We start from the raw sequence: 26,664 nt of genomic DNA, 5'->3' as shown, positions 1-26,664 counted from the left end.
TGTTTGGAGAATAATCTATGTCACAAAATCATGTTATTGAATTAGCCAATACACCAAAGCAGCGTCCAGTTTTTTGCGACTATGCAGGTGGTCGCTTTCGATTAACTGCTGAGGGGTTGACCTTTATCGGTATTGATAAGGATGGTAATCCATTGCCACCTCGATGGATATGCGCACCATTGTATGTTGTTGCAAAGACCCGAGATGCCCAAAGTGGTGAATGGGGTCGATTGTTGGAATGGAAGGATGACGACGGGATAACTCATCAGTGGGCAATGCCACTGGCTTTGTTGCAAGGTGATGCCTCCGATGTGAGGCGAGAGCTGGCCAGATTGGGATTGAGCATTTCTCCCAATAGGTCTGCTCGCGATTTGTTGGCTTCCTATTTACAAGTCTTTCCGGTAGACGCACGTGCACGATGTGTTGATAAACTGGGTTGGCATGGCGATGTTTTTGTAACCGCTTCCCAATGTATCGGGCAATCAACAGAGAAAATTGTTTTCCAGAATACCAATGCCATTGAACCAGCAGTGTCTATTAAGGGAAGCGTTGAAGAATGGCGCGACTCAATAGGTCGGCTGGCATCAGGCAACTCAAGATTGGTGTTTGCCGTATCTGTAGCTCTTGCACCGGTTCTGGCAAAGATTGTTGGCGAAGACTCAGGCGGTTTTCATTTCAGGGGCGCATCCTCATCAGGTAAAAGCACTGCATTGAGTCTAGCTGCTTCTGTTTGGGGAAACCCACAATCTTATAGTCGTTTATGGCGTAGCACCACCAATGGCCTTGAAGGTTTGGCGTCATTACACAATGATGGATTGCTGATTCTTGATGAACTAAGCCAAATGGATCCCAGGGAAGCAGGGGAGGCCGCTTATTTGCTAGCTAATGGCCAGGGAAAAACACGTGCCTCTCGCACAGGTACTGTTAAGCAATCTTCCCGATGGTCTTTATTCTTCTTATCTGCTGGTGAAGAATCTTTGACCGCACTGATGGCAAAATCAGGGCAGCGCATTAATGCAGGTCAGGAAATCAGACTTGCTGATATTGAGGTAGATGCAGGTTGTGGAATGGGGATCTTTGAAACGATTCATGAGCAACTAAGCCCAGCCAGTATGGCTTTATCGCTTAAGAAATATAGCAGCCAATATTATGGTGCAATCGGTATGGCGTGGTTGAATCAAATAGTTACCAACCGACAAACAATCGGCCGATTGATTATCGACACCATTCAAACCTTTGTTGATGCAGTTATTCAACCCGATGCAACAGGTCAGATAATCCGTGTTGCCAGACGCTTTGCATTAGTTGCTGCTGCGGGAGAACTGGCAAGTCAATTTGGTCTGACAGGTTGGCAAAAAGGTGAATCTATCCATGCTGTGAAGACTTGCTTCATTGCATGGCAGGATGCTTTTGGAGTTGATGGCCAGCGCGAAGATCGCGCCATTATGGCGCAAGTACGAGCTTTCTTTGAATCTCATGGTGCCAGCCGATTTGATAATGCCAACTCACCCAACAATGACAAGATTCTTAACCGGGCAGGGTTTTATCATACAGATAACGAAGGATTTCGCATCTACATGGTGTTAACCGAGGCGTACAAAAATGAGCTGTGCAGAGGTTTTGATCAACGCACCGTGACTAGGGTTTTATTACAAGCTGGTTGGCTGAAACCCGCTTCAGATGGCAAAGCCTCACACAAACCAAGAATCAAAGGGGTAGGTACTCCAAGGCTGTATGTTTTTACCGGTAAAATTTGGGGAGGTGAATAAAACTGCCTATATCATCGATTTTTACGTTGAGCACCGAAGGTGCGAATAAGACTCGTGAAGTTTGGCAACCAGCTCGCTGGTTAGCTAACTTCACCTATCTTGCCCTGCATTTTGAAATTTATTTTGGAACCGTCTTTAGGTAATTATTCGTAATTGTTCGTTATAGAACGGTTAGTTACGAAAATAATCATGAATAAACAGAAATAAATAATAAATTACCGAAAGTTACCAAAAAGGGCATTGGCAGTGACCGAAAAGGTCGAAAATAAATAGAAATAAACAATAAACTCAAAGGATTGATTAATCAGTAATATGGAGAGTAAACCATGAAAAAATCCTTAACAGAAATCATATCGACTTCTAAACAGAGTCAACAAAGAACAATAGCCAGAAAAAATAAAGTGGAATTTCTAGCTATGCGTGAAGACATTTCCGAAGCTTTGGAAAAAGGGTGGTCGCTTACTGCCATATGGGAAACTTTACATGATGAAGGAAGCTTCACCGCCACCTATAACACATTTCGTTTATATGTATTGAAATTCCTTAACGGCCAATTGTCTGGTTACAGCCAGAAGGACAGCATTGACCAATGCCATAAAAAACAAGTGAACAAACCCGTATCAAAGAAAAAGACCGATCCCATACCATCCTTTACATACAATTCTATCCCTGATCCCGAAAAACTCCTCTGAAAGCCGGGCATATTCAATATTCCCTTAAATTAAGCAAGCCCAAACTGTCCCTTCTGCCCCAACTTGAATTTTGAGGCGGGGGACGCCTCCAGACCAGCAATGATGCGGTTGCCCAAAATGTCCCCTATGTCCCTGAGATATTGGATAACATGTTTATGTGAATTTATTTTCTTGATTATAAATGTTAATCAATCGAGTCTTACCCTATTGATATTTTAACTAAGTTAATTGTTATTGAGATACTGTAGGACCCCTTAATTAAAATTTTGAATATTACTCTGGGAATCTATACTCCAGGATATTATCCAGAGGGATATAATGTAATGTTATTCGTTCTTCGTTTTCCCAGGGCATATTAGGAATAATTCTGTGTTTCCAGTATATTTCATTTTGCTGCGCGCCTCTCCATTGAATGATATAAATTACTGTATCTTCAAAAGAGTTTGAGCGATCTAAGGCCCAGTTTTTAATTTCATTATTTATATGATTGTCTTCACCACTGTAACCAAAAATAAAAAGCCTAGTGCTTTCAAACAATGCCTTACTGAAGAAATTAAAATAGCTTCCTAAAATAGGACTATTTGAAATGATTTCAGGCTTTAACTCTGTTTTTGCTAGTACTATATGCTCATATTTTTCTTCAAGATTACGGGTAGAATCTGGTACTTCATAATATTTGCATTTATATATTTCTGAGTTCTTCGTATAAAAAATTGGGCAGCCATGAATATGTAAATACCAATTAAAATGATGAAAAGTTCTTAACATATTTTCATAGTGATATCCCGAGTTATATATACCATCTACAAGATCTCCATCGTAACCTCTAAGAATATTCCGCTCTACTAATGCAGAATATAAAAGTTTATCATAATTAAGTGTAGCTACATGACATCCTCCCTGAATTAAGCCTATTAGCGATTCCACAAAGTCTACAGGAAGATCACCCTCGTAATTAAAAAAGTGTAAGGCTGTATTGAATATAAAATCTCGGTATAAATCTGGATAGTTTATCCCTCTCTCATTCAACAACTCTAATTCTTGAAATTCTAGTAATTTATGGCATGCAGTCATTATTTTATGATTTTCTTCAAGATTCTCTTCACCAGCTGGCCTGTTGTTTGTACCTAGACTAATTAAGTGTTTTTCAGCGTCATTAAAATGATTCCATGCGGATGTTAGTCCAGTTTGCAAGTTGAAGTGGTCAGGATTTAATGCCATCCCCAAACCATTCCCTACAATAAGAGTTGAAGTCATGAAACTCTCCATTTTAGTTTCAAAATTAATCAGTGAATTGTATTGAACGATGCAATTAGGTCTGATTAAAAAAGAATATTGTCCTTGTGAAATTATAGAACAGAGTTTATAAGGCTAAACCATGACGTTGAACTGGTGTGGTTGGATTTGTTATTTGTGGCTAAGACTCTAATATCATTGCTCTAGAATTCCTAGAAATTAATTTTATAAATACAATGGTTTGGATTATCGCGTATCTTGCTAAAGAATGGATATGTGATTATTTTGTAAAGCGGAAAAAGTTAAAAGAAAACATTGAAAAGGATAACGAAACATAATTAAAGAATTATGTTACGTCACTCTAGAATATTGCAATTTCAAACCAATCATGATTAAATATTGTACATTTTTGGGTTGGCGAATTGAATATGGTCCCTCAAAGCAATAAAATATTACCAAAGAAATATCCTCTGGGTGCGGCTCTTTTATATCTTCGCGGCGCTAGGCAAAACCTTTATGAGTCATTAAGTTCTAAGAATAAAGAACTAATTTGGATTAGGCGTAAAGAGCTTTCAGTTATTCTCAATGGAATGGAAGAAATCCATAAGAAAGAATCTGTTAATGAATCACTTGTTACATATCATTTAAAACATAATTTAGAAACTGAAATAAGTTTGGCTATCGCTATGCTGGATGACGCTTCTTCTTATCTATCTGCTGCACTTTCTCTGGCTTGAGTATTTTTGTTAATTTAGTAATTTCCTTTGCATAATTCGATTTTGTGGCATGGAGTATCAAAGCCCAAAGATGATATTGATATGCATTGTTTTTTTTCTTCTCAATCAGCTCTAAATTATCAAGCCCAGTTTTAAATTCAGTTAATGCTGGTTTTTTCAGATTTGTACGGTATTGCTTCTCAGCAAGATGTAAGGAATAGCCCATCTTATAATCATTAAAATTTTCAAAAAATGATTTTCTTACAAATTCTGTGCTATCACTCGGTTTATGTATTTTTGTGTGGTACTGATGTGCAGGGCTACCGTGACCCACAATCTTATATTCTATTCGTATGTTAGCATCTGGATTACCGCGATAAATAGTTTCAATCTCTTTAAAAAATCTTTTAATTGTATTTTCGGCTTCTTGAAAGAGTTTGTTTAAATTGTTTTTTGTTAATTTGGTATTTAGTGGAATAATTCGCACACTATAATTCTCATCAATTGCCATAAAGCTAATAGATTTTTCAGAGCTATCCCAACGAAATGCTGCAATAATATCCATATTTATTGACTCCTTTGCCCCAAAGGGGGTGGCGAAAACGCCTTATGTAGACTTAACGCCTACTTGGTTGTGACCGCCAGTAAGCACGAACATGAACAGGGAAGCTTGATAGCTTTCTCGAATGTTGTCTTACAAAAACGGTTTTTAGCTTGTTCAGCATAAAACACCTTTATTATTTTCTTGGATTAGTCCAAGCCCTCTTAGAGCATTATTGCCCTTCATCACAGCAATTGCTCAGAGGAAAAATAATAATAAGGCAAGACGCCACTGTTTAATTATAGAGCACAAATGAGTCCTAATTTTCTAAACTAGACTAAAATTAGATAAAAAGGACAAATAATGAGAAAAAACAATGAACAGGCTTTAATAGTTCCTATTAGGCCATTTTTAAAATGGGCTGGTGGTAAGTTTAAGATAATAAATAAGATTCGAGCCAGACTACCTAAGGGGGCTCGTTTGATTGAGCCGTTTGTAGGTTCTGGAGCGGTATTTTTAAATATGGACTATGACAAGTTTCTTCTTGCTGATATCAATGCTGATCTCATTAATTTATTTGAGCACTTAAAGTCTGAACGGCATGATTTTATTCATTTTTGTAAGCAATTTTTTAGTGATGAATTTAATAAAAAATCAACTTTCCTAACGTTGCGTTCAGAGTTTAATTCGACTGAAGACAGCTACTTGAAGGCTGCATTATTTCTTTACCTTAATCGTCATGCTTTTAATGGCCTAATGCGTTACAACAGTTCTGGCAAGTTCAATACGGCTTTTGGCGATTATAAAAAGCCTTATTTTCCAGAAAATGAAATGCTAGTTTTCATTCAAAAAGCAGAGAAGGCAGAGTTTAAATGTGCTGACTATAGCTTAATTATGAATGAAGCTACAAAAGGAGATGTAGTCTATTGCGATCCCCCATATGTACCGTTATCTGCATCGGCAAATTTTACAAAATATCATTCTACTGACTTTGGATCAGAAGACCAAAGAAGATTAGTTGAGCTAGCAAAAGAACTAGCTGCTAAGGGAATTCCAGTCATTTTATCGAATCATGATACGGCGTTTACTCAGAATTTATATCAAGGATCAAGCATCCTAAGTTTTGACGTACAACGTAGTATAAGTTGTAACGGAAGTACTAGAGGTCGAGCACGTGAAGTACTTGCCTTATTTAATTAGGGGCGTGTTATGAAACAAGGCGGTTCATATGCAAATAGTAGTGGAGGGGTTCTCGAAGGACTAGTCGAGTTCGCTCTCACCAAAAAGGGATTTACTGTTGTCCGTTATAAAGATTGGAAATTGAATCCATCTAGCTATGGTGATGAACTATTATTGAAAAATGTTCCCTATGAAGGGCTTTATAAGCATGCTAGTGCTACAGAATTTGTATTAATGTCCAAAGCATACAATTTGAACACTAGGATTGAATGTAAATGGCAACAGGTTTCTGGGAGCGTTGACGAAAAGCTTCCTTATTTATTTTTGAACTGCTCTGAAAAAATGATTGAGCCTCATATTATTATTTTACTTGATGGCGGTGGTGCAAAACCTGGGGCTATAGAATGGCTTCGTGAATCTTGTGAAAAATTTAATTTAAGAGAGTTAGATGTTTCGAAGCGCAGAATCGATTTAATGAACATGACTGAATTTGTGCAATGGGTTAACAGCGTTTTCAAATAGATAAAGGAATAATAATGTGTCAAATCAAAAAAGGGACAAATAAGATTTATTGCTGGTTAAAAAATAAATTTGGTGGAAATGGTATCCCCACAGATATGAAAATTCTGGAAACCATATACAGTTTATATTTAGAAGATTTTCTCAATTATTCTCCAGAAAATAAAACCCGCGAGGAAAAAATTTATCTTCCAATTGAGATTAAAAAAATAGCAGAAATTTTAAGAACGGATGAGGAATTGATATTTGGACGTATCTATCACTATCTGAATAAAAAACATAGTTTTGATAAAACCCCATTATTTGAGATTAAGCTGGGTACAGATATTCATGTAATTCAATTTCCATTAATGGTGTCAATACTAGCGGAACTTTTAAATGATCACAGAAGGTTTAAAACAAGTATTTGGTTATCCGTTGGAGCGTTAGTTTTATCAGTTGTAAGCATAGCAGTTAGCTTTCACTAGACTTGATTGGCTATTATAGTTCTAAGATAACAAGGTTCCAGCAATTTTTTGTGCAGTAGCGATTATCAGGTTAAATCCCATATCAACACCTTTGTTTTTAAACACTTCTTTTGTTTTGCTCCAAACTGTATCTGAACGAACTGAGTCAAGGAACTCATGTCCTCTCCATGTTAGTCTGCTAACATGGAAATCATAGGGTCGACCAGCTGTTGTTTTATGAATATTACACTCAATCAAGTTATCATCACATAACAACTCAATATGATGGGAAATTTTATTATGTTCTGATTCAGGGAAGTTTTTAAGCTGTAAATAAGTATTAGTTTCTAGGTTTTCAATCTTTATTAAGATATTTCTAATGACATCCCAGTCACGTCTCATAATTTTTTTTCCTTAAAGAATCCGTCTACATTGCGTCTACACGACTTTTTCGAATTTTCTAAAAACTAACGTAACTACTTGATTTTATTGGTGGGCCCACTAGGACTTGAACCTAGGACCAACGGATTATGAGTCCGCTGCTCTGACCAACTGAGCTATGGGCCCGAAGAGGGGGTCATTTTAAACTTAATTTGTTTAATGTGCTAGTTTTTTTATGATTTTTTTAAGATTTCCCTCTCCCGCTAAGGAGAGGGTAGGGAAGGGTAAAGGGGGCACAAATCCTTTTATCCTTCCTTTTTGTCTCATTAGCCTTCATCGCCTTCTAAGAAGCTTCTCAGTTTCTCTGAGCGAGAGGGGTGGCGCAGTTTGCGGAGCGCTTTGGCTTCGATCTGACGAATTCTTTCGCGAGTTACGTCAAATTGTTTGCCTACTTCTTCCAGAGTATGGTCGGTATTCATTTCGATACCAAAACGCATACGTAGTACCTTGGCTTCTCTTGGTGTTAAGGTTTCCAAGATTTCCAGAGTTGCTTCGCGTAAGCCTTCGGCGGTTGCCATATCGATTGGAGATTCGATGTTGTTGTCTTCAATAAAGTCACCTAAATGCGAATCGTCATCGTCGCCTACTGGAGTTTCCATAGAAATGGGTTCTTTGGCGATTTTTAAAACTTTGCGAATCTTGTCTTCGCTCAATTCCATTTTTTCAGCTAGTTCTTCGGGGGTGGCTTCACGGCCAGTTTCCTGAAGAATTTGTCTGGAAATACGGTTGAGCTTGTTAATTGTTTCGATCATGTGTACCGGAATACGGATGGTACGCGCCTGATCGGCGATGGAACGGGTAATTGCTTGTCTAATCCACCAGGTTGCGTAGGTAGAGAATTTGTAACCACGACGGTATTCAAATTTATCTACTGCTTTCATTAGACCGATATTGCCTTCCTGGATTAAATCAAGGAATTGCAAGCCACGGTTGGTGTATTTTTTCGCGATGGAAATAACCAAACGTAAGTTGGCTTCAACCATTTCTTTTTTGGCGCGGCGTGCTTTGGCTTCGCCAATAGACATTTTACGGTTGATGTCTTTAATTTCCCCAATCGTCAAACCGTATTCTGCTTCGAATGCGACCAAGCGGGATTGGATACGTAAAATATCATCAGTATGTTCCTGGATACGCTCTAGATCGAGTTTTTTGCCGTGTTTGGCAAGAATACCTTTGAGCCATTCCATATCTGTTTCTTGGCCTGGGAAGGTATCAATGAACAGTTTACGTGGGATACGTGCTTTTTCAATACAAAGACGCATAATGCCACGTTCGAATTCTCTGATGTGGTTACGTAATTGGCGGAAATGACGCGTTAAGCGATCGACTTGTCTGGAGGTGAGCTTCAGTTTTAAGAACGATTCAGACATTGCTTCTAAGGCTTTAAGCGCTTTGGCATGTTCTCTACCATTCTCTTTTAAAGTAGCGATTGCCTCTTCAAGCTTAGCACGTAAGTCATCAAAATAAATTTTGGCTTGTTCTGGATTTGGGCCGTCATCGACTTCTCCTATACCGCCTTCGCCATCTTCATCTTCCTCTTCCGCAGAGAGGATCATGTCATCCATTTGTTGCACTTCGTCCAGCATGGAGCCTATGCTTGCAGCCGGAGCTACTTCATCTTCAACGTCTGAGAAGCCACTAATAATTTCATTGAGGCGAATTTCTTGGGCGATAAATCGCTCATAATCATCAAGCACTAATTGGGCAGTTTCTGGGTAATGTGCCAAAGATTTAAGTACTTGGTAAATACCTTCTTCAATGCGTTTCGCAATGCGGATTTCGCCTTCACGGGTTAACAGTTCTACTGTGCCCATTTCACGCATGTACATGCGGACTGGATCCGTTGTACGTCCGGTTTCTTTGTCCACAGAGGCAAGTACCATGGCGGCTTCTTCGATATCAGGTACTTCTTCTGTATTAAGCAGAAGTGCCAATTCATCATCACCAGGGGGTAACTCAAATACTTTGATGTTCATGCCTTCCAGCATACTGATAATGACATCAAAATGTTCTGTATCAACTATGTTAGGCAAAAGGTCATTAATTTGGCTGTAAGTCAAGTAACCCTGCTCTTTTCCCAAGCTAATCACTTTGGTTATCTGTGAGCTTTGCTGTTCTTGATCGTTTATGGTCATAGGCACTTCTCTAGGGACAATTAGAAACAATCCTAAAAAACAAGCGAATCGTACAGAATTTAAAGCACAAGCTAAAAATGATTGCTTCTTTAGGATTACAAAATCTTATAATTATAAACCGGGAGTTTGTAACATACTAGTAGTTTTTTACTGCTTTTTTTAGAACGTCCTGTTTATGAGGTTTTGACTCATTCTTCGCAAGACCCCTTCCATCACATTTTATACAAAATGCTCAATAAAATCTATAATTACAAATGTCGATGGATGAATTGCTTACGCTTATGGTGTATTTGAGGGCAACATGAAAGAAAGACCCCAACATTTTATAGAACAAATTGATCAAGCCTATAACAGTGTAAAAAATATAAAAAAAGGATACGTTTGGGAGGGATCTAGCGATTATAGTTTTGAATATGCAGAAGGTGTGCAATTAGATACCGAGCAACTTATTAAAGAAGCAGCCCTTAAACGAGATATTACGGTATTAGATATTGGAACATCGAATGGTGCATTCATTACTGCACATGATACAGCGATAAATAAAGGCCTTAAATATAAGCATCAAGTGACGGTGTACGGCATTTCCGCAACTGATGAACGTTCTCCTGTTGGCAATCTCATTCCTAATGAAAAATATCTTACCGGCAATGCAGAATATTTAGAAGCTCCAGGGTATGGGGCATTTAAACCGATTGCTACGCAACAATTCGATTATATTTTTTCTAGCAAAACATTCATGCACTTGGTTGATCCAGTTGCTGCAATCGTTCAGGCTTACAATAAGCTTAAAGCAGATGGTGTCTTAGTTATCGATGCATTTACCCTCAAAGGCTGCGCAGGTCGATTGCAAGATATTGTGACGCATCTACGTAAAGAAGGTCATTGCATTGCCGTATCGTTAAATGATCAATCGGGAGCGATAGAGCAATTTTGCATAAAAAAAACAAATAAAACGCTTGAATTTCCTCTTGAATATGATGAAAAGGAGCTTAGATATTTACTATCTCCTAAGTTAGCAAAAGATACGCGCAGCAACCTTGAAAAAATCGCTACGGCACGAACTCTTCTTGACAATCTCTTAGAATATTCAGGATTGGCTTTATATAAAGAATTTAATTCCCTTGAGACACTTTTGAAAAGCCCGAACTATCTCAAGCTGACTCATGAGCAACAGGAGTATTGTATTTTATATGTTGTTGCAAAAGAATTAAGTACCGATATGTCACACGCACATAAATCTCAATTAGGGGCAACGAGTACTCTTTTTGCAAGTCATTTCATCTCATTACAAAAAATTCTTAATTTAAAACGATTGTGTTATAACAAGGCCCGTGAAGGAGAGCGTATTCTTGCTGGCGATTTGCACGGTGTGGGTGTGAGTAATATCTTAATTAATAACGATAATACACCACTAACCATTCGCTTAAATTTGATCCGTTTAGCAGCCTGTCGAAAATTGTTACGCATGGATCTGGAAAATTTTGCTGAGAATGCAAAGGCTTTTGCGCAGATGGGTATCCAGCCCAGTAAAGTTGATTCTTATCAAGATTTAAGTCTTTTTAGTAAAATACGTGACATCTTATTGCAGCCTCGAACAGCGCAACCTATGAATGTGGTTGTTGGCAGAAAGTTTACTGAACATTCGCAATTACCTGAATTAAGCCTTTATTTTAATGAGACACTTAATTTTATGTCGAGCAGTCAAAATAAAGATTATGTGTGTCATCTGCTGCAAATAAAGCTTAATACCTCCTATGATTTCACTAAAGTTGAATATGTGAATCATAATGGCCATTATTTTTTCAAGCTTCTTGCAGAAAGTAATTATTCGGGAGATATGCCACAAGAATTTGTAATTCCTGCTTCCCAATTCCTTGCTGTTATGAATCTGGCATACAGTACAGTACATCGACAAGAGTTGGAGTTAGAAAAATTACCGCTTATTTTTGATTCCTCCACTTTAGTTACCTACTTAAATGATCATCTAGGAAGTACGGGTATTTCCGTTTTGGATCATTTAGAAGAGCATTTTAGGTTAGAAGAAATAAGTGCCACTGAGGATCCCGATTGTTTTAAAATTCGCATCACAAGTAGCATGGATGGCGCACAAGAAATTTCGATTTCCAAAAAAGAAATGTCTGAATTAATTCTGCAGCAGCAAGGTGCTGCATTGGAGTTAAGGCATCATTAGGCACTCCGTCATTTCTGTATGTTAGGTAATTCACTGACAAAGCAAAATAAAAGTAGGCTGGGCTGTTAAGCCCAGCATGTAACAAGCAGCAAAATATTTTTTCTTAGGAGCTATTTCGGGGCGTGAGAAAGAGTTCTACAAACGCTAGGCTTAGCCAACCTTTCTACCTGATTTTTGAGGTTCAATATAGAATGTGAATGTTTCAAATATGCCGCTCTTTTAACATCTCTTGTAGCTTTATTTTTTCCGCTTCGTCCAATCCTTGTTGGCGTGATTTATTAATCAATTGCCGTATGGTTAATTCACGATTTTGTTTTTGCAAGAAGAAGATAATATCAATGAATTCTTTGACTAACTCTTGTTCCGGCACCAGATGGTCCCAGGCTGCAAGTTTGTTCATAGAATCAAAATAAGCATGATTACGCCACAGTTCAATCAGCGTTGCCGTAGTTGCTTGCGGATTTGTTGCCAGCTGCTGTAATACACTGAGTAAAATTTCATGCTCTTGAGCGTCAAGGAGTTCTAGATTGATTTGCTGTTTAATTTGCGTATAAATTTCCGGGTGTTGTAAGAGGAGGGCTACGGCAATACGCATTGGTGTACGCGCAATGCTCATGGTCTGTTCTTGCTGGGGTGCTTTCACCTCCTCCGTAATCAGCTGGTTTAAACGATGGGTTTCGATATGAGTTAAACGCGCCAGATCTTCGATGAGGAGTTGTTTGTATGAGCCTTCATCCATTTTTTGTAAGAATGGCTTGGCTAAATTAATAAGTTGCGTTTTGCCTGCGGGGCGAAGCAGATTGAGATCTTTGGCCAGGTTGTCAAAAAGAAAGCGGTGCAAGGGCGTGGCTTGCTTGAGTCGATTTAAAAAATTGTCTTTCCCTTCTTCGCGAACCAAACTGTCTGGATCATGCCCATCGGGCAAAAACATAAAACTGGCATCCAGCCCTAAATTCAAATGCGGTAAGCTGCTTTCAAGAGCACGCCATGCCGCTTGCCTTCCGGCATTGTCGCCATCAAAACAGAAAATCAGTGATTTGGTATGTTTGGCAAGAAGTTGAATGTGATAGGTGCTGGTCGCTGTACCTAAGGTTGCTACCGCATTCATCACCCCATGTTGGGCTAATGCAATCACGTCCATGTAGCCTTCAACCACAATGATGTATTCTATTGTTTTTTGTTGACTTAGAATCTGATGTAAACCATACAATTCTCTACTTTTCTGAAAAATGACGGTTTCAGGTGAATTAAGGTATTTGGGTTTTTGCTCTTTATCCAGTACGCGTCCGCCAAAACCTATAATGCGTCCATGGCGGTCATGAATAGGGAACATGACGCGGTTACGGTAGCGATCATAGATTTTTCCATCGTCATTTTTAATCAACATCCCAGTTGCAAGTAGTTCACGTTGATTTCGGGGAAATGCTTTTTCAAGATGGTGCCATCCTTCGTTTGCATAACCTAGCTGATAGAGTTTGGCGATTTCTCCACTTAAGCCTCTGCCTCGTAAATAATCAATGGCAGCTTGCCCTTCATGTCTTAATTTTTTTTGATAATAAAGGCATACGTCTGACAAGAGTTTATAAAGGTCCTGTGATGAATTATTTTTCTCCGTCTGTTTGTCTCGAGGAATTGTTAAACCCACACGGGCGGCCAGGGTTTCAATTGCATCAACAAACCCTTGATTCAGGTAGTTCATGACAAAGCTGATGGCATTTCCTGAGGCACCACAACCAAAGCAGTGATAAAACTGCTTTTTCGCAACGACATTAAATGAAGGAGATTTTTCATTATGAAAAGGACAGCAGGCAATATGACTGTTCCCTCGTTTTTTCAAGGGAACATAGCTGTCAATTAGTTCAACCAGATCCGTGCGGTGGAGAAGATCGTCAATGAATGGCTGCGGGATTAAGCCAGACATATTGATCCTTAACTTAGCTTGGCCTTAATCATGGCACTGACTTGAGCCATATCAGCTCGGCCTTGCAAGCTGGGCTTTAAGAGTGCCATGACTTTACCCATATCTGCCATTTTTTCAGCGCCAGTTGAGGCAATGGCATCTTGAACCATGTTCTCAATTTCTGCAGCTGATAAAGGCTCAGGTAAGTATTTTTTAAGAATATCGAGCTCAAATTGTTCCTGAGCAACCAGATCCTCGCGACTGGCTTTTTCGTATTGCGCAATGGATTCTTTACGTTGTTTGCTCATTTTATCCAAAATCACCAACATGCGCTCATCATCTACTTCAATACGCTCATCCACTTCAACTTGTTTTACAGCAGCAGTAATTAAACGAAGTGTGGACAATAGTTCTTTATCTTTCGCACGCATTGCATCTTTAACATCATTATTGAGACGTTCTTTAATAGTCATTTCTTATTCCTTAAAAATCCAATGAGCAGCTCGGCCCTAATGTAAGCAACCTCTTCTCTACCTGAGTTTCGGAAGAAGTCTAATATGCTCTAAAAAGCGAAAGGCCACTAAATACGACATCATACTCATCAATTAAATTGTGACTATGCGAAGTACATGTGGCCTAGTAAAAATACAGGACGGACAGAATCCTATTTACGTCGGCGTTTGCCGCCTTGTTGTTTTGCTGTCATATCACGAGAAATTTTCTTCAGATGACGTTTTACCGCAGCAGCTTGCTTGCGTTTACGCTCAGCAGTTGGCTTTTCATAAAATTCACGACGGCGTAATTCGGTTAAAATACCGGCTTTTTCACAAGAGCGCTTAAAACGACGCAATGCGTATTCTGGGTTTTCGCCTTCTTTGACGCGAACGGTAGGCATTAAACTAGTCCTCTGGTTATTTGATCTTAATAGGTGGGCAATTCTAGTGCTAGTTGAAGCCCCCGTCAAGTTTTAATAGCGAAAATTTTATTTTTAAAATTGTCGCATGAATGGAGGTAAAGCCGTAACCGGGTTTTCCAGACCTGAACGAATTCCATAACCCTGGGGTTGTGCTGCGCTTCACCCAGGTCACATGATGTATGGTACAATTACTGAATTTTTTTATCAGGCTCTTTTTATGTTGATTTTAGGCATTGAATCTTCTTGTGATGAAACTGGAGTAGCGATTTATGATTCAGATGCGGGTTTGTTAGCACATGCCTTGCATTCGCAAATTGATACCCATCGTGTACATGGTGGTGTAGTGCCTGAACTTGCCTCGCGGGATCATATTAATTATTTAATTCCTTTGCTCGATGAAGTGTTACAACAGACAGGGCTCGATAAAAAAGCACTAGATGGGATTGCTTATACAGCAGGACCAGGTCTAATTGGTGCATTACTTGTTGGTTCTTGCTTTGCCAAAAGCTTGGCATATGCATTACAAATTCCTGCATTGGCCATTCATCATTTGGAAGCACATCTTTTGGCTGCGAAAATGGAAACCCCCTCGCTTCAATTCCCCTTTATCGCACTTTTGGTATCCGGTGGTCATTGCCAATTGGTTGAAGTCAAAGATTTGGGAGAATATCACATACTTGGGGATACTCTTGATGATGCAGTAGGTGAAGCGTTTGATAAAACGGCTAAATTAATGGGAATACCTTATCCAGGAGGGCCAGTGCTCGCAGCCCTTGCGGATCAATGCGAGTCAACTCCATATCGTTTCCCACGTCCTATGACGGATCGCCCTGGTCTTGATTTTAGTTTCAGTGGTTTGAAAACATTTTCCTTAAACACATGGAATCAAAGCACAAAAGATGAGCGTGCACGCGCTGAAATTGCCAAGGCTTTTCAGCAAGCAGTGGTTGATACCTTAATGATCAAATGCAAACGTGCGGTACAAGAATCTGGGTGTAAGCAATTGGTGGTTGCAGGTGGCGTGGGGGCGAATAAAGCGCTGCGTTCAGGTTTACGTGCATGGATTGAAAGTATTGGCGGCACGATTTATTTTCCAGCTTTAGAATATTGTACCGATAATGGGGCGATGATTGCTTATGCTGGATGTTTGCGGATGTTACGAGGAGAAAAGGACTTGAGCCCTAGTGTTGAAGTTAAGGCAAGATGGCCTTTGGCTTAATTCATTGCCTATCTTTCCTAATTGAGTTCATCCTTTTTCTATGCTTATGGACGAACTCCAATTAGGTGATTTATCATTCTTCTTTAGGCTTCTTGGTTTTTGTTTTGGAAACAGCTGGTTTTTTAGCTGTTTTAGTTTTCTTCTCTGGTGCTTCAGTCTTTTTACTGACTGTTTTCGTGGTTTTAGCTGTTTTTGTAGTTTTAGGCTTAGTCACTATGGTTTCAGTGATTATAGTGGTTTCTACTATGTCAATTTCTACTTTGGGAACAGATGTTTCTGCTTTTTTTGGGGGAGGCGCAGCTTCTTGAGAGCCATTCTCCATAATTTCTTCAATTACTGTTTTCTTTAGTTTGATTTTTGGTTCTTTTTTATCAATAAGGCGCACAATATTTTCTTTATGTTTGTAGAGAACTAAGATGGCCATGATGAATATGGGGGGAAAAATATCCAAACGCTGGATGAGTAACAGCGAATAGAATGGAGAAAAACCAATAGCGGTGATGGATGCTAAAGAGGAATAGCGAGAGAATTTGGCGACCAATAACCATGTTGCGGCGACTAAAATACCTACAAGAAAATGAAATCCTAAGAGCGCTCCTATTGCTGTCGCAACTCCTTTTCCGCCTTTAAAGTCAAAGAAAAAAGGGTACATATGGCCGATAACTGCTGCTAGAGCAGTAAATCCCACTGTAGCTGGTTCGGCATCCAGGGCTTTGGCGATGAGTACTGGAATGGTCCCTTTGAGTAAATCGGTCACCATAACTAATGCTGCGTATTTTTTTCCCGCAAGTCGCAATACATTAGTCGCACCAGGATTCTTTGAGCCTTCACTACGAGGGTCAGGCAAAGCAAACGTTTTGCTGATAATGACTGCAGAGCAGATAGATCCCATTAGATAAGCAAGAACTACCAAGAAAATGAATAATATCACCGATTACTCCTTGTTCGGAAAGTAACTTTATTATCAATTAATCTTTATTTGCAAGCAAGTGGCTGCATATATTTCGTAGCCTGGGTTCCGCTTCGCCGCACCCAGGCTACAATTTATCATCGCTACAAATACAGGGCTTGCAAGTCATTGGTGTAACGTCTGCCAAACGCAGTTACTTGCCAGTGGGTGTCGGTTAGGGTAATAAGCTTTTTATTTGCTGCCATTTTGAGTTTGGGGAGCAAATGACTAAGCGACAATCCCGTCGTTTGCTTAAAGAGTGCTAAGGGAATGGCTTGTTCTAAACGTGTCGTGTTGAGCATAAATTCAAAAAGAAGATCCGCGGCTTCTACTGTTTCTATGCTGGCTAAAAAGGGTTTGTCTGCATCGAGGTATTCTTTAGGCTGACGATGTTTGCGGGTTCTTTGTATTCCATTTACGGTAGTGATCTTCCCGTGTGCTCCTGCTCCTATGCCCAAGTAGTCGCCAAATAACCAGTAATTCAAATTGTGTCGCGCTTGTCGGTGGGGTTGAGCAAAAGCAGAAATTTCATAACGTTCAAAACCAGATTCTTTAAGTAAGGCGAGTCCTTCTTCCTCAAGCAACCATGCTTCATCTTCGGAAGGTAATGGCGGTTTTTCTTTGTAAAATACTGTATTAGGTTCTATGGTTAATTGGTACCAAGACAAATGTTCGGGTTGATGCGCAATTGCTGCGCGTAAATCGTCAACTCCTTGCGCGACACTTTGTTTGGGCAAACCATGCATGATGTCTAGATTTAAATTGTTAAAACCAGCATTACGTGCCGATTCGATAGCACGATGAGCTTGTTGGGCATCATGGATACGGCCCAGAGCATGTAGATGCTCAGGATTGAAGCTTTGAATTCCCAAAGAAAGTCGATTGATACCAATGTGTCGGTATTCGGTAAAACGTTGTTGTTCTACTGTACCTGGGTTGGCTTCCATCGTGATTTCAATGTCTTTGGCAAAGGGCAAAAGACGTTTCAATTCGGTGAATAAAGTGTCATAGGCTTGAGCAGAAAACAGGCTTGGAGTGCCGCCACCAATGAAAATAGAGCAAATTTCGCGAGTTTCAAAGTGTTGTAAATCTGTTTTTAAGTCAGCGATAAGCGCTTGCACATAATTTTGTTCAGGCAAAGTGTCAGGACTTTTATGGGAATTGAAGTCACAATAAGGGCATTTACGGATGCACCATGGAATGTGAATGTACAACGATAAAGGGATCATTACTCTATTTATACTGGCTTGTTTGGGAATGCAATAGTATCATGTTGCGAGTTTTGTAACAAAAAAAGTAACCATGCATTGAGCTTTCTTCTCGTTGCATAAGAGAGAATTTGCATCGTTTACCTAAAAAAATAAGAGGAAATCACATGGGAAATAAACGAGTTAGAGTCGCTGTTACTGGGGCAGCTGGACAAATTGGTTATGCATTATTGTTTCGCATTGCTTCTGGACAAATGTTTGGTGCAAACACTGAAGTGGAATTAAACCTGCTTGAGCTTGAAGCCGCACTTCCTTCTCTAGAAGGGGTTGCTATGGAGCTAGACGATTGTGCCTTTCCTTTATTGAAGCGTGTGGTTTGTACTGCAGACATGAATAAGGCAATGGACGGAGTAAACTGGGCATTATTAGTCGGCTCTGTGCCACGTAAACAAGGTATGGAACGCGCTGATTTATTACAAATTAACGGTGGGATATTTACCAAACAAGGTCAGGCAATTAATGATTATGCAAGTGATGATGTGCGCGCCTTTGTAGTCGGTAATCCTTGCAACACAAACTGCTTGATTGCAATGCATCATGCCAAAGATATACCTAATGATCGTTTTTATGCCATGACTACTTTGGATGAATTAAGATCACGTACTCAGTTGGCTAAAAAAGCGGGTGTTGATATTACGGCAGTCACTCAAATGACTATTTGGGGGAACCATTCTTCAACTCAATATCCTGATTTTTATAATGCAAAAATCAATGGAGTTTCTGCAGCTCAAGTGATTGACGAGTCTTGGTTGAAAGATACTTTTGTTTCTACGGTACAACAGCGGGGTGCTGCAGTAATTAAAGCACGAGGTTCTTCTTCTGCTGCTTCTGCGGCTAATGCCATTATTACCGGTGTGAACCATTTGGTTAATGATACTCCGGCTGGTGAGTCATTCTCTATGTGTCGTAGCTCTCAAGGCGAGTATGGTGTGGATGAAGGCTTGATCTTCTCCTTCCCTTGCCGTCGCGAACACGGAGAATTAAGCGTAGTTGAAGGGATATCCTTTAATGATTACGGTCGTGACATGTTTGACAAAACATTGAATGAACTAAGACAAGAGCGTGATACTGTTAAGTCTTTAGGTTTGTTAGATTAGGGATAATTTTTTCCTTATCTTAAAAGAAATAGAGACTTTTGAATCCCTTCTCCCCAAGGGGAGAAGGTGCCCGTAGGGCAGATGAGGGTATGGATTTACCAAGGCTTGTTAGGTTGTTGGGGGCTTAAAGGTTCATCGTTCGCAAAGGAAGGGGATTCTTGACGATTTTGATATTCATCACTTTGGTATATTTGAAAAATATTGACCTTATCCAAAACATCTTTGGCTGCTGCATTACGCAATAATATAGGAACTGAGCGCCCACTATTAGATAGTATTTCATTGAACCTCTGAATAAATTGTTCTACTTGCGCAAACGAAAAGTGATCTTTTTGAATCGACGGAGGTAAGTAATGGTGGACAATTGCTTTAGCTATTTGTTTATCAGTTAGGTGAAAACTCAAGCGAGTATTTAAAATTTCGTTGAAGTTCTCTTTAGATTTCATAATCAAGCGAGATAAAAACTTGGGATCTTTTTCTAAATGAGCTCTTAGCCGTGGACTAAATCCAAGCTGCTCGCTATGGTCAATTAACATACTCGTTTGTTTGTTAATCTCATCGTGAGGAAACGCTTCTCCAGATACGGCAGTTAACCAATCGATGAGCTCATGGTCTTCCTGCATATTCAGTGTACTAAATTGGAACATTGATGTACCAGACAGAAATTTATCCCAATTTGGATACGGCATTTTATGTTGTTCAGCTAATGAGTCGGCCGCCCTTTTTATGGAATCAAAATTGACTCGCCACTTTTCGAACTGGGGTACTGCTGCTCCCAGCGCCTTGATGAGTGCGATAAAAGATCCTTTGTCTTTAGGCAGGTAATTTTCAACAGCTTCCTTTAGACGCTGAATTTCAGAGAAAGCACCATACTTCCCATCTCTATTGGGTACCAAATAAAATAGGGGGTCCAATGCTTTTTTCAGGTCAGAAAAAGGGTCATCCATAGCTTCATCCTCAACAGGAACAGGCCCTTCTTTAAAAATAGTTTATAAAAAAGAAAATGCCAAACATTTTTACATAATGTGGTTAATAAAGTGTGATTTTGCAAAAAAAGCTCTTAAAATCAGGGTTTTTTGGGTGCGGTGCAACATTAATGTCGCTTAAATGAACATGCAATATCAGACATTTGGTTGCTTGATTCAAAGTAATGTGGCGTGATTATTTAGAGTAATTCTGATACAATAAGTCGATTATTTTCCGCAAAACAGGTGTGCAATATGCAGTCTTTCAAAGTAAGCTGTGTCATTATTATTGCCATTGTCTTTTGGGCTTCAGCATTCGTTGGGATACGCATTGGTTTAGTCGGCTATACTCCTGGAGCGCTTGCTCTTTTACGATTTATCGTTGCGTCATTGTGTATGTTCGTCATCTACTACAGTTTGGGTATTAAAAAACGCGTGGTGTGGAAGGATCGTGTTCAATTGCTTCTTGCTGGGATGGCTGGTATAGGCATTTATAATATTTGTTTGAATTATGGCGAGTTGAGTGTCTCTGCAGGTGTAGCCAGTTTTGTTATTGGTTTAATGCCGGTATTGACCGTACTTTTATCGCTGATTTTTTTACGTGAAAAACTGACTCTTGGTGTTTGGTTTGGCATCTTTATTAGTATCTTGGGTCTGGCTTTATTGGCGATTGGCGAGAGTTCAGAGCCAGGAATGCAACAAGGGATTATGGCCATTTTGGTTTCTGCATTAATGGGGGCGATCTTAACAATTATCCAAAAGCAATTTGTGAGCGTCTATCATCCTGTTGCAATCATTGCTTGGGTTATGTGGGGTGGCACTTTACTATTAGCCATATTTTTGCCTGACATGCTCCAGCAAATTCGCATTGCAGACATGCAAACGACAGCAGCCGTTATTTACATGGGTATTTTCCCTGCAGCACTTGCTTATTTAGCATGGGGTTATGCGTTAAAATATTTATCTGCTTCGAGTGCATCCATCACGCTTTATGCGCTTCCCATCGTATCGACCCTAATGGGCGTTCTTTTGTTAGATGAACAACCTTCGGTATACTCACTTGTGGGATGCAGTATTACTTTATTAGGTGCTTTTATTGCCAATCACTTCCAGGTACGTCCAGTTCGTGCTCATAAAAAACAGCTTTCTATTTCTAATTGAGCCTATAGTTAGATTCTGAACCTTGATCGTCATGGCAAGTGTAGACTGGGCTGTTAAACCCTGCGTCTGTGAATTAATTCGTACTCTCCACAATTCCATTATGAAGCCCAATTGACACGTATCTTCTCTATGATTTTCTAAGAAAAAACTACTTCAGCCCATTGTTACATGCTGGGTTTAGCAGCGCAGACTACAAGTTTCTTGTTTATTCTCTCTGTGAAAAGATGCAAACAGGAGTTATACTTTTACTTTTCGTTTTGATGTCCCTTTGTGAGAAAACTCATGGAATTGAGAATTGATAACACTCCATTTAAAGCTTTATTTCAGCCTTTAGACTTAGGTTTTACCCAATTAAAAAATCGTTTGTTAATGGGATCTATGCACACTGGCCTCGAAGAGGATAAGGACAGTTTAAATCGTTTGGCACAATTTTATCGAGAACGAGCGCTTGGTGGCGTTGGATTAATCACAACAGGTGGCTTTGCACCGGATCGCGCTGGGCGTTTAGCTCCTTTTGCCGCCAAATTGACGAACAGTAAAGAACAACATCGCCATGAATTAATCACCCATACAGTGCATGAGGCGGGAGGCAAAATTATTTTGCAAGCGCTGCATGCAGGCCGTTATGGTTATCATCCTTTTATTGTTGCGCCCAGTGGTATCAAATCACCTATTAGTCCTTTTAAACCTTGGGTCATGAGTCAACATCGTATTAAAAAAACCATTAAACACTTCGCGCGTTGTGCGCGCCTTGCTCAGTTGGCGGGTTACGATGGTATTGAAATCATGGGGAGTGAAGGATATTTACTTAACCAGTTTATCGTCACGCACACCAACCAGCGTCAGGATGAATGGGGAGGTAGTTATGAAAATCGTATCCGTTTTCCTATTGAGATAGTTCGTAGTGTGCGTGAAGCAGTTGGCGAGAAATTTATTATCATTTTTCGTTTGTCCATGCTTGATTTGATTGCGGATGGCAGCAGTTGGGATGAAGTAGTGATTCTTGCTAAAGCGATAGAAGAGGCGGGGGCTACGCTCATTAATACCGGCATTGGTTGGCATGAAGCGCGAATTCCAACTATAGCGACTATGGTTCCTACAGCAGCATTTACTCATCTCACACAACATTTAAAGCCGGAAGTTAAAATTCCTGTAATCACCTCAAATCGTATCAATACACCTGAAATAGCCAACGAATTAATCGAGTCGGGGGTAGCGGATATGGTGTCGATGGCCAGACCCTTTTTGGCCGATCCATTATTTGCTGAGAAAGCTAAAAAAGGTGAAAGCGAAGCGATTAACGTGTGTATTGCCTGCAATCAGGCATGTCTTGACCGGGTTTTTGTAAATAAAACTGCTTCGTGCTTAGTGAATCCGCGTGCATGTAACGAAACGGAATTGATTTATGAGGTTACGGCAAAACCCAAGTCCATTGCCGTTGTGGGATCGGGGCCTGCGGGACTTGCTTTTGCGGCAGTCGCCGCAGAGCGCGGGCATCAAGTGACCTTATTTGAAAAAAATGAGCAAATAGGCGGACAATTTAATTTGGCGAAACGAATTCCTGGCAAGGAAATTTTTCAACACACGCTAGACTATTTTAATTATCAGCTACAGAAATTTAAGGTGACTATTCGTTTAAATACCCAGGCAACGGTGGAGCAATTACACGATTTTGATGAGATTGTTTTAGCCAGTGGAATTAAACCCCGCATTCCTATGATTCATGGGATTGATCATCCGAAAGTAGCGAGCTACATCGATGTGATTACGGGCAAAAAAGAAGTAGGTCAACGCGTAGCAATTATTGGTGCTGGTGGGATTGGTTTTGATGTGGCTGAATTTTTAACGCACCAACACCCAGTCCCTAAAGAACAGTTTTACAACGAATGGGGTATTGATATTTATGGAAAATTTCGTGGAGGAATTAAACCGCCTGAAATTACTCCAAGCCCGCGCGAAGTCTATTTGTTACAACGTAAAAAAGAAAAAATGGGCAAACGCTTGGGCAAAACAACAGGGTGGATTCATCGCTCCAGTTTAAAGCATAAACAAGTCAAAATGATTTCTGGGGTACAGTATGATGCAATTGATGATGAAGGTCTGCATGTACATATCGATGAAAAGCCTCAGGTGCTCTCCGTAGATAATGTGGTAATTTGTGCTGGACAAGTCGAATTGTCTGAATTATTCATTCCGTTAAAAGATGCAGGCAAAGCAGTACATTTAGTGGGTGGGGCTTATAAAGCTTTAGAACTGGATGCGCGCCATGCGATTGATCAGGCATGTCGTTTGGCGGCTTTGATTTGATGAAAACCCTTTTATTGTAGCCTGGGTCCAGCGCAGCGTAACCCGGGATTTGAAAAATTCATTCAGATCCAAAAAAACCGGGTTACGCTGCGCCACACCCAGGCTATAAATTCCCCGATTACGCGGGTGTCCTTTGATAATTTCATAAATATCGTGCATTATTTTGTTTATTTTGTTATTATACTGTCCAATTTTTATATCACTTAACCTTTCGTAGGTTATGTTGTAATCTATCAGGATTTTTATGTCTCAAGAAATAACAAGCTTCGCGTCCTTTAATTTTTCAGATGCTTTAAACAAGGCACTAGAGGATATGAAGTTTACCACGCCTTCTCCAATTCAAGTACAGACAATTCCTTTATTGATGGAAGGGCGAGATGCGATTGCATTAGCGCAAACAGGAACAGGAAAAACGGCTGCTTTTGCTTTGCCTATATTGCAAAATTTATCGCCTAATGTACAAGGCACTCAAGCTTTAATTTTGGCTCCTACTCGTGAATTAGCGATTCAGGTTGCTGAGCAATTTGAATTATTAAGCGCTAAGCAACGAGGTACTTCGGTTGCTGTTTTATGTGGTGGGCAAGATTACGGTCGTCAATTAAAGCAATTAAAGGCAGGCGCTCAGGTTGTAGTAGGAACTCCTGGTCGTATTTTGGACCATATCGAGAGACGTACTTTGCAGTTAGACAATTTACGTACCTTCATCCTTGATGAAGCAGATGAAATGTTGCGTATGGGTTTTATTGAAGACATTGAAACCATCATGGCAAAATTGCCTGAAGAGAAGCAAATCGGTTTGTTTTCAGCAACCATGCCTCATCGTATACGACAAATTGCCAATACTTATTTGCATAACCCTGCATCTATCGAAATACGTGGGGAAACAGCTACAGTAAAAAGTATTGAGCAGCGCTTTTTATTTGCTTCTGGTCATCAAAAACCTGATGCGTTATTGCGGGTACTGGCTGTAGAAGAATATCAGGGCGTGATTGTATTTGTGCGTACTAAAAGCAGTACTGAGGAAGTTGCGGAAGTCTTGCAGCAACAAGGGCTACGCGCTATGGCGATTCATGGTGATATTACTCAAGCATTACGCGAGCGTATTATTGCCCAATTCAGACAAGGAGCTATTGACATCCTGGTGGCAACAGATGTTGCTGCCCGCGGTCTGGATGTAGAACGAGTGACTCATGTGATTAACTATGATTTACCGCATGATAATGAAACTTATGTTCACCGTATTGGAAGAACAGGTAGGGCGGGACGTTCTGGGGTAGCTGTTTTATTTGTAACTCCTAAGGAGTCACGTTTAATTAGCAGTATTGAACGACATACACGTCAACGTATCGCCAAAGTGACTGTGCCTAATGACCATATGATTCAAGTTGTACGACAACAACGTTTCATGGCAAACATCACCTCACGTTTAGAGCACGCAAACTTGCCTTCATACAAACGAATTGTCGAAGAGTACATAAAAGAACATGATGTTTCTGCAGTAGATGTTGCGGCAACACTTGCTTTGATGTTAAACAAAGACTTGCCTTGGCAAAAAGAGCAAGCACTACCTAAATCACCACGTCCAGCTAAAGAAGGCCGGGCGGAGCGAGACGGTAAATTCGAACGTTCTCGAGTTGACGAACGAAGAGGTTTCTCTGAGAAGAAAGGGCTTCGTGACCGTGACGGACGTAAAAAAGCCAATGATGATTTTGTAGGACAGGATTTATTTCGCATCGATATAGGTAAGATTCACGGTGTGAAACCAGGCAATATTGTTGGCGCCATTGCGAATGAAGCGGGTTTGCAAAGTAAACATATTACTGGCCTTAAAATTCATGACGACCATTCAACGGTGCGTTTACCTAAAGGCATGACAAAAGAGGTAATGAGTGATTTAACTAAAGCTTGGGTCTGTGGACGTCAGCTAAACATTACCTTAATTAGTAGTGCTCAATAAAACACGAGGGGCCATGCAGTCTGGCCCCATCATCCCCATACATGTTAGCGAACTCGTTGACAAAAATAGCAAGTGTAGGCTGGGCTGTTAAGCCCAGCGGTTGTAAATTAATTCTTGCTCTCTAAAATTTCTACCAGGAAACTCAGCACTATAAGTCCAGTTGACAAGTAAACTTATCTATCGTCCTAAGAAAGAAATACTGCAGCACATTACATGCTGGGCTTAACAGTCCAGCCTGCGGTTATTTCTACACGAATCCCGGCTCCAAGTTTCTATGCTTTGTAAGCAAACAATGCTGCTGTTGTTGCAACGGCAGCCATCACAACCAATCCTGCGGTGACAGGGGTAAAAAAGGCGTATGGATTTTCAGCGTCTATTTTATTTTTCAGCTCTGTTTTCATGCGTATAATCGTTTCCTTTACTGAATCAAGCCGGTGATTGGGATTGGTTTTTTCGGTCATGACTGGTAAATACTGTTCCTGAAATACTGCAGTAGCTTTACTGATTTCATGTGCTCGCTCTTCATTTTCTGCGTAAAAAGATAAAGAGGTACGTGCAATTGCTTCAAAAAAAGAGGCGCTGACGCATAGCTTGTCATGTTCATTCCATTGCGATGCTTCAGTAATTTTCGAGTTCAGTTGATAGCGCGGGTTATTTACTTGATTTTTGGCAAAATGACGAATCGCTGCATTTAATTCTCCCTCATCCGAAAGGATTTGCTCCATAAAATTAAGGCATTTAAGGATAAAATTTTGTTCAAAAGTCATTGTTTGAGCCTCCCTGGCAAAAAATATTAATATAAATATCTTTTGCTTGGGGTGCAATCGGATAACCTCAAAGCCACTTTTTTGTCCATGAAATGGGCATATTTGCATTATGGCGTTGTTTTAAAAGCAAGTTTACATATATTTAACTTATTGATAAATATGAAAAAAATATGAAAAATAAGCTTGCGTAAAAAAATTGCTTATAAAGGATCTTTCATACTATAATGCGGAAGGCTTTTGTTTTTAAAATAACCAGATAAACTCTTCAAAATTCAGTGCGGTAGCCATTTTTT

General features: G+C 39.9%; 23 protein-coding genes and 1 tRNA gene. 12 read left to right on the top strand and 12 right to left on the bottom strand.

Going from position 1 to position 26,664, the window contains the following annotated elements; all coding sequences use genetic code 11:
* The first annotated feature begins 17 nt into the window (after window positions 1-17).
* Window positions 18-1,769 carry a DUF927 domain-containing protein gene (locus BGO44_RS00915; protein WP_273197700.1) on the top strand — a complete coding sequence of 584 codons (1,752 nt, stop codon included), beginning with the start codon at window positions 18-20 and terminating at the stop codon, window positions 1,767-1,769.
* Between the two features lie 326 nt (window positions 1,770-2,095).
* Window positions 2,096-2,461, top strand: coding sequence for a TraK family protein (locus tag BGO44_RS00910; protein ID WP_273197698.1), 366 nt, complete (start codon window positions 2,096-2,098; stop codon window positions 2,459-2,461).
* 273 nt (window positions 2,462-2,734) lie between these two features.
* Here the strand turns inward: BGO44_RS00910 and BGO44_RS00905 are convergent, their stop codons facing one another.
* Window positions 2,735-3,718, bottom strand: coding sequence for an SIR2 family protein (locus BGO44_RS00905; RefSeq protein WP_273197695.1), 984 nt, complete (start codon window positions 3,716-3,718; stop codon window positions 2,735-2,737).
* A gap of 407 nt (window positions 3,719-4,125) precedes the next feature.
* Here BGO44_RS00905 and BGO44_RS00900 point away from each other — a divergent pair, with 407 nt between their 5' ends.
* Window positions 4,126-4,434, top strand: coding sequence for a hypothetical protein (locus tag BGO44_RS00900; protein WP_273197693.1), 309 nt, complete (start codon window positions 4,126-4,128; stop codon window positions 4,432-4,434).
* On the opposite strand, the gene BGO44_RS00895 is transcribed toward BGO44_RS00900, so the two are convergent.
* Window positions 4,382-4,978 (bottom strand): hypothetical protein, encoded by a 597-nt coding sequence (locus BGO44_RS00895; protein WP_273197691.1) that lies wholly within the window; start codon window positions 4,976-4,978, stop codon window positions 4,382-4,384. The two genes, BGO44_RS00900 and BGO44_RS00895, sit on opposite strands and share 53 nt — an antisense overlap.
* A 339-nt stretch (window positions 4,979-5,317) precedes the next feature.
* Here BGO44_RS00895 and BGO44_RS00890 point away from each other — a divergent pair, with 339 nt between their 5' ends.
* From BGO44_RS00890 to BGO44_RS00880, 3 genes are read left to right on the top strand one after another with little or no spacing between them, the layout of a single operon-like run.
* A complete protein-coding gene (locus tag BGO44_RS00890; protein ID WP_273197688.1) occupies window positions 5,318-6,154 on the top strand; it encodes a Dam family site-specific DNA-(adenine-N6)-methyltransferase in 837 nt (278 codons plus the stop codon).
* A gap of 9 nt (window positions 6,155-6,163) precedes the next feature.
* Window positions 6,164-6,655 carry a PD-(D/E)XK nuclease superfamily protein gene (locus BGO44_RS00885; protein ID WP_027222460.1) on the top strand — a complete coding sequence of 164 codons (492 nt, stop codon included), beginning with the start codon at window positions 6,164-6,166 and terminating at the stop codon, window positions 6,653-6,655.
* Window positions 6,656-6,669: 14 nt separating this feature from the next.
* Entirely contained in the window at window positions 6,670-7,119 is a 450-nt protein-coding gene (locus tag BGO44_RS00880; protein ID WP_061513807.1) for a hypothetical protein, read from the top strand.
* A gap of 21 nt (window positions 7,120-7,140) precedes the next feature.
* On the opposite strand, the gene BGO44_RS00875 is transcribed toward BGO44_RS00880, so the two are convergent.
* The 3 genes from BGO44_RS00875 to rpoD form a co-directional block, all read right to left on the bottom strand.
* Complete coding sequence (locus tag BGO44_RS00875) at window positions 7,141-7,500, bottom strand: DUF2513 domain-containing protein (protein ID WP_027222457.1); 360 nt, start codon at window positions 7,498-7,500, stop codon at window positions 7,141-7,143.
* 88 nt (window positions 7,501-7,588) lie between these two features.
* Window positions 7,589-7,665, bottom strand: a tRNA-Ile gene (locus BGO44_RS00870).
* Between the two features lie 140 nt (window positions 7,666-7,805).
* Window positions 7,806-9,674, bottom strand: coding sequence for an RNA polymerase sigma factor RpoD (gene rpoD, locus BGO44_RS00865; protein ID WP_273197679.1), 1,869 nt, complete (start codon window positions 9,672-9,674; stop codon window positions 7,806-7,808).
* A gap of 301 nt (window positions 9,675-9,975) precedes the next feature.
* On the opposite strand from rpoD, the gene BGO44_RS00860 reads away from it, so the two are divergent.
* Window positions 9,976-11,865 (top strand): class I SAM-dependent methyltransferase, encoded by a 1,890-nt coding sequence (locus BGO44_RS00860; RefSeq protein ID WP_273197675.1) that lies wholly within the window; start codon window positions 9,976-9,978, stop codon window positions 11,863-11,865.
* Between the two features lie 202 nt (window positions 11,866-12,067).
* Here the strand turns inward: BGO44_RS00860 and dnaG are convergent, their stop codons facing one another.
* The 3 genes from dnaG to rpsU form a co-directional block, all read right to left on the bottom strand.
* Window positions 12,068-13,786: a DNA primase gene (dnaG, locus tag BGO44_RS00855; RefSeq protein ID WP_273197672.1), complete on the bottom strand. Its 1,719-nt coding sequence runs from the start codon at window positions 13,784-13,786 to the stop codon at window positions 12,068-12,070.
* A gap of 8 nt (window positions 13,787-13,794) precedes the next feature.
* On the bottom strand, window positions 13,795-14,238 hold the full coding sequence (locus BGO44_RS00850; RefSeq protein WP_058511836.1) for a GatB/YqeY domain-containing protein: 444 nt from the start codon (window positions 14,236-14,238) through the stop codon (window positions 13,795-13,797).
* 191 nt (window positions 14,239-14,429) lie between these two features.
* Window positions 14,430-14,660 carry a 30S ribosomal protein S21 gene (rpsU, locus tag BGO44_RS00845; RefSeq protein WP_010652681.1) on the bottom strand — a complete coding sequence of 77 codons (231 nt, stop codon included), beginning with the start codon at window positions 14,658-14,660 and terminating at the stop codon, window positions 14,430-14,432.
* Window positions 14,661-14,898: 238 nt separating this feature from the next.
* Here rpsU and tsaD point away from each other — a divergent pair, with 238 nt between their 5' ends.
* A complete protein-coding gene (tsaD, locus tag BGO44_RS00840) occupies window positions 14,899-15,900 on the top strand; it encodes a tRNA (adenosine(37)-N6)-threonylcarbamoyltransferase complex transferase subunit TsaD (protein ID WP_058512453.1) in 1,002 nt (333 codons plus the stop codon).
* A 73-nt stretch (window positions 15,901-15,973) separates the two neighbouring features.
* Here the strand turns inward: tsaD and plsY are convergent, their stop codons facing one another.
* Both plsY and hemW read right to left on the bottom strand, forming a co-directional pair.
* A complete protein-coding gene (plsY, locus tag BGO44_RS00835; RefSeq protein ID WP_273197659.1) occupies window positions 15,974-16,831 on the bottom strand; it encodes a glycerol-3-phosphate 1-O-acyltransferase PlsY in 858 nt (285 codons plus the stop codon).
* A 122-nt stretch (window positions 16,832-16,953) separates the two neighbouring features.
* Window positions 16,954-18,078 carry a radical SAM family heme chaperone HemW gene (gene hemW, locus BGO44_RS00830; RefSeq protein ID WP_058511838.1) on the bottom strand — a complete coding sequence of 375 codons (1,125 nt, stop codon included), beginning with the start codon at window positions 18,076-18,078 and terminating at the stop codon, window positions 16,954-16,956.
* A 146-nt stretch (window positions 18,079-18,224) separates the two neighbouring features.
* Here hemW and BGO44_RS00825 point away from each other — a divergent pair, with 146 nt between their 5' ends.
* A complete protein-coding gene (locus tag BGO44_RS00825) occupies window positions 18,225-19,214 on the top strand; it encodes a malate dehydrogenase (RefSeq protein WP_058511839.1) in 990 nt (329 codons plus the stop codon).
* Window positions 19,215-19,309: 95 nt separating this feature from the next.
* Here the strand turns inward: BGO44_RS00825 and BGO44_RS00820 are convergent, their stop codons facing one another.
* Window positions 19,310-20,161 carry a hypothetical protein gene (locus tag BGO44_RS00820; RefSeq protein WP_058511840.1) on the bottom strand — a complete coding sequence of 284 codons (852 nt, stop codon included), beginning with the start codon at window positions 20,159-20,161 and terminating at the stop codon, window positions 19,310-19,312.
* A 273-nt stretch (window positions 20,162-20,434) separates the two neighbouring features.
* On the opposite strand from BGO44_RS00820, the gene BGO44_RS00815 reads away from it, so the two are divergent.
* The 3 genes from BGO44_RS00815 to BGO44_RS00805 all read left to right on the top strand — a co-directional run bounded on the left by BGO44_RS00815 (window position 20,435) and on the right by BGO44_RS00805 (window position 25,604).
* The gene (locus BGO44_RS00815; protein ID WP_273197657.1) at window positions 20,435-21,340 is read left to right on the top strand and encodes a DMT family transporter; all 906 of its coding nucleotides are present in this window, start codon (window positions 20,435-20,437) and stop codon (window positions 21,338-21,340) included.
* 282 nt (window positions 21,341-21,622) lie between these two features.
* The gene (locus tag BGO44_RS00810; protein WP_273197655.1) at window positions 21,623-23,647 is read left to right on the top strand and encodes an NADPH-dependent 2,4-dienoyl-CoA reductase; all 2,025 of its coding nucleotides are present in this window, start codon (window positions 21,623-21,625) and stop codon (window positions 23,645-23,647) included.
* A 244-nt stretch (window positions 23,648-23,891) separates the two neighbouring features.
* Window positions 23,892-25,604 (top strand): DEAD/DEAH box helicase, encoded by a 1,713-nt coding sequence (locus BGO44_RS00805; protein WP_058511843.1) that lies wholly within the window; start codon window positions 23,892-23,894, stop codon window positions 25,602-25,604.
* A gap of 272 nt (window positions 25,605-25,876) precedes the next feature.
* On the opposite strand, the gene BGO44_RS00800 is transcribed toward BGO44_RS00805, so the two are convergent.
* The gene (locus BGO44_RS00800) at window positions 25,877-26,371 is read right to left on the bottom strand and encodes a hypothetical protein (RefSeq protein ID WP_273197653.1); all 495 of its coding nucleotides are present in this window, start codon (window positions 26,369-26,371) and stop codon (window positions 25,877-25,879) included.
* Window positions 26,372-26,664 lie beyond the last annotated feature (293 nt).

The organism is Legionella sp. 39-23 (genome assembly GCF_001897665.1).
Lineage (GTDB): Bacteria > Pseudomonadota > Gammaproteobacteria > Legionellales > Legionellaceae > Legionella > Legionella steelei.
Note: the sequence above shows the minus strand (reverse complement) of the source record. Positions and strands in the feature narration are given on the sequence as shown.

Bases quoted from the DNA above. Each gene is read 5' to 3' on its own strand.
- BGO44_RS00820 (WP_058511840.1), bottom strand. From the start codon at position 20,161: ATGGATGACCCTTTTTCTGACCTGAAAAAAGCATTGGACCCCCTATTT.
- dnaG (WP_273197672.1), bottom strand. From the start codon at position 13,786: ATGTCTGGCTTAATCCCGCAGCCATTCATTGACGATCTTCTCCACCGC.
- BGO44_RS00900 (WP_273197693.1), top strand. From the start codon at position 4,126: ATGGTCCCTCAAAGCAATAAAATATTACCAAAGAAATATCCTCTGGGT.
- BGO44_RS00905 (WP_273197695.1), bottom strand. From the start codon at position 3,718: ATGACTTCAACTCTTATTGTAGGGAATGGTTTGGGGATGGCATTAAAT.
- rpoD (WP_273197679.1), bottom strand. From the start codon at position 9,674: ATGACCATAAACGATCAAGAACAGCAAAGCTCACAGATAACCAAAGTG.
- BGO44_RS00860 (WP_273197675.1), top strand. From the start codon at position 9,976: ATGAAAGAAAGACCCCAACATTTTATAGAACAAATTGATCAAGCCTAT.
- BGO44_RS00825 (WP_058511839.1), top strand. From the start codon at position 18,225: ATGGGAAATAAACGAGTTAGAGTCGCTGTTACTGGGGCAGCTGGACAA.
- BGO44_RS00915 (WP_273197700.1), top strand. From the start codon at position 18: ATGTCACAAAATCATGTTATTGAATTAGCCAATACACCAAAGCAGCGT.
- rpsU (WP_010652681.1), bottom strand. From the start codon at position 14,660: ATGCCTACCGTTCGCGTCAAAGAAGGCGAAAACCCAGAATACGCATTG.
- BGO44_RS00800 (WP_273197653.1), bottom strand. From the start codon at position 26,371: ATGACTTTTGAACAAAATTTTATCCTTAAATGCCTTAATTTTATGGAG.
- BGO44_RS00895 (WP_273197691.1), bottom strand. From the start codon at position 4,978: ATGGATATTATTGCAGCATTTCGTTGGGATAGCTCTGAAAAATCTATT.
- tsaD (WP_058512453.1), top strand. From the start codon at position 14,899: ATGTTGATTTTAGGCATTGAATCTTCTTGTGATGAAACTGGAGTAGCG.
- BGO44_RS00815 (WP_273197657.1), top strand. From the start codon at position 20,435: ATGCAGTCTTTCAAAGTAAGCTGTGTCATTATTATTGCCATTGTCTTT.
- BGO44_RS00880 (WP_061513807.1), top strand. From the start codon at position 6,670: ATGTGTCAAATCAAAAAAGGGACAAATAAGATTTATTGCTGGTTAAAA.
- BGO44_RS00910 (WP_273197698.1), top strand. From the start codon at position 2,096: ATGAAAAAATCCTTAACAGAAATCATATCGACTTCTAAACAGAGTCAA.
- BGO44_RS00850 (WP_058511836.1), bottom strand. From the start codon at position 14,238: ATGACTATTAAAGAACGTCTCAATAATGATGTTAAAGATGCAATGCGT.
- BGO44_RS00885 (WP_027222460.1), top strand. From the start codon at position 6,164: ATGAAACAAGGCGGTTCATATGCAAATAGTAGTGGAGGGGTTCTCGAA.
- hemW (WP_058511838.1), bottom strand. From the start codon at position 18,078: ATGATCCCTTTATCGTTGTACATTCACATTCCATGGTGCATCCGTAAA.
- BGO44_RS00810 (WP_273197655.1), top strand. From the start codon at position 21,623: ATGGAATTGAGAATTGATAACACTCCATTTAAAGCTTTATTTCAGCCT.
- BGO44_RS00805 (WP_058511843.1), top strand. From the start codon at position 23,892: ATGTCTCAAGAAATAACAAGCTTCGCGTCCTTTAATTTTTCAGATGCT.
- BGO44_RS00890 (WP_273197688.1), top strand. From the start codon at position 5,318: ATGAGAAAAAACAATGAACAGGCTTTAATAGTTCCTATTAGGCCATTT.
- BGO44_RS00875 (WP_027222457.1), bottom strand. From the start codon at position 7,500: ATGAGACGTGACTGGGATGTCATTAGAAATATCTTAATAAAGATTGAA.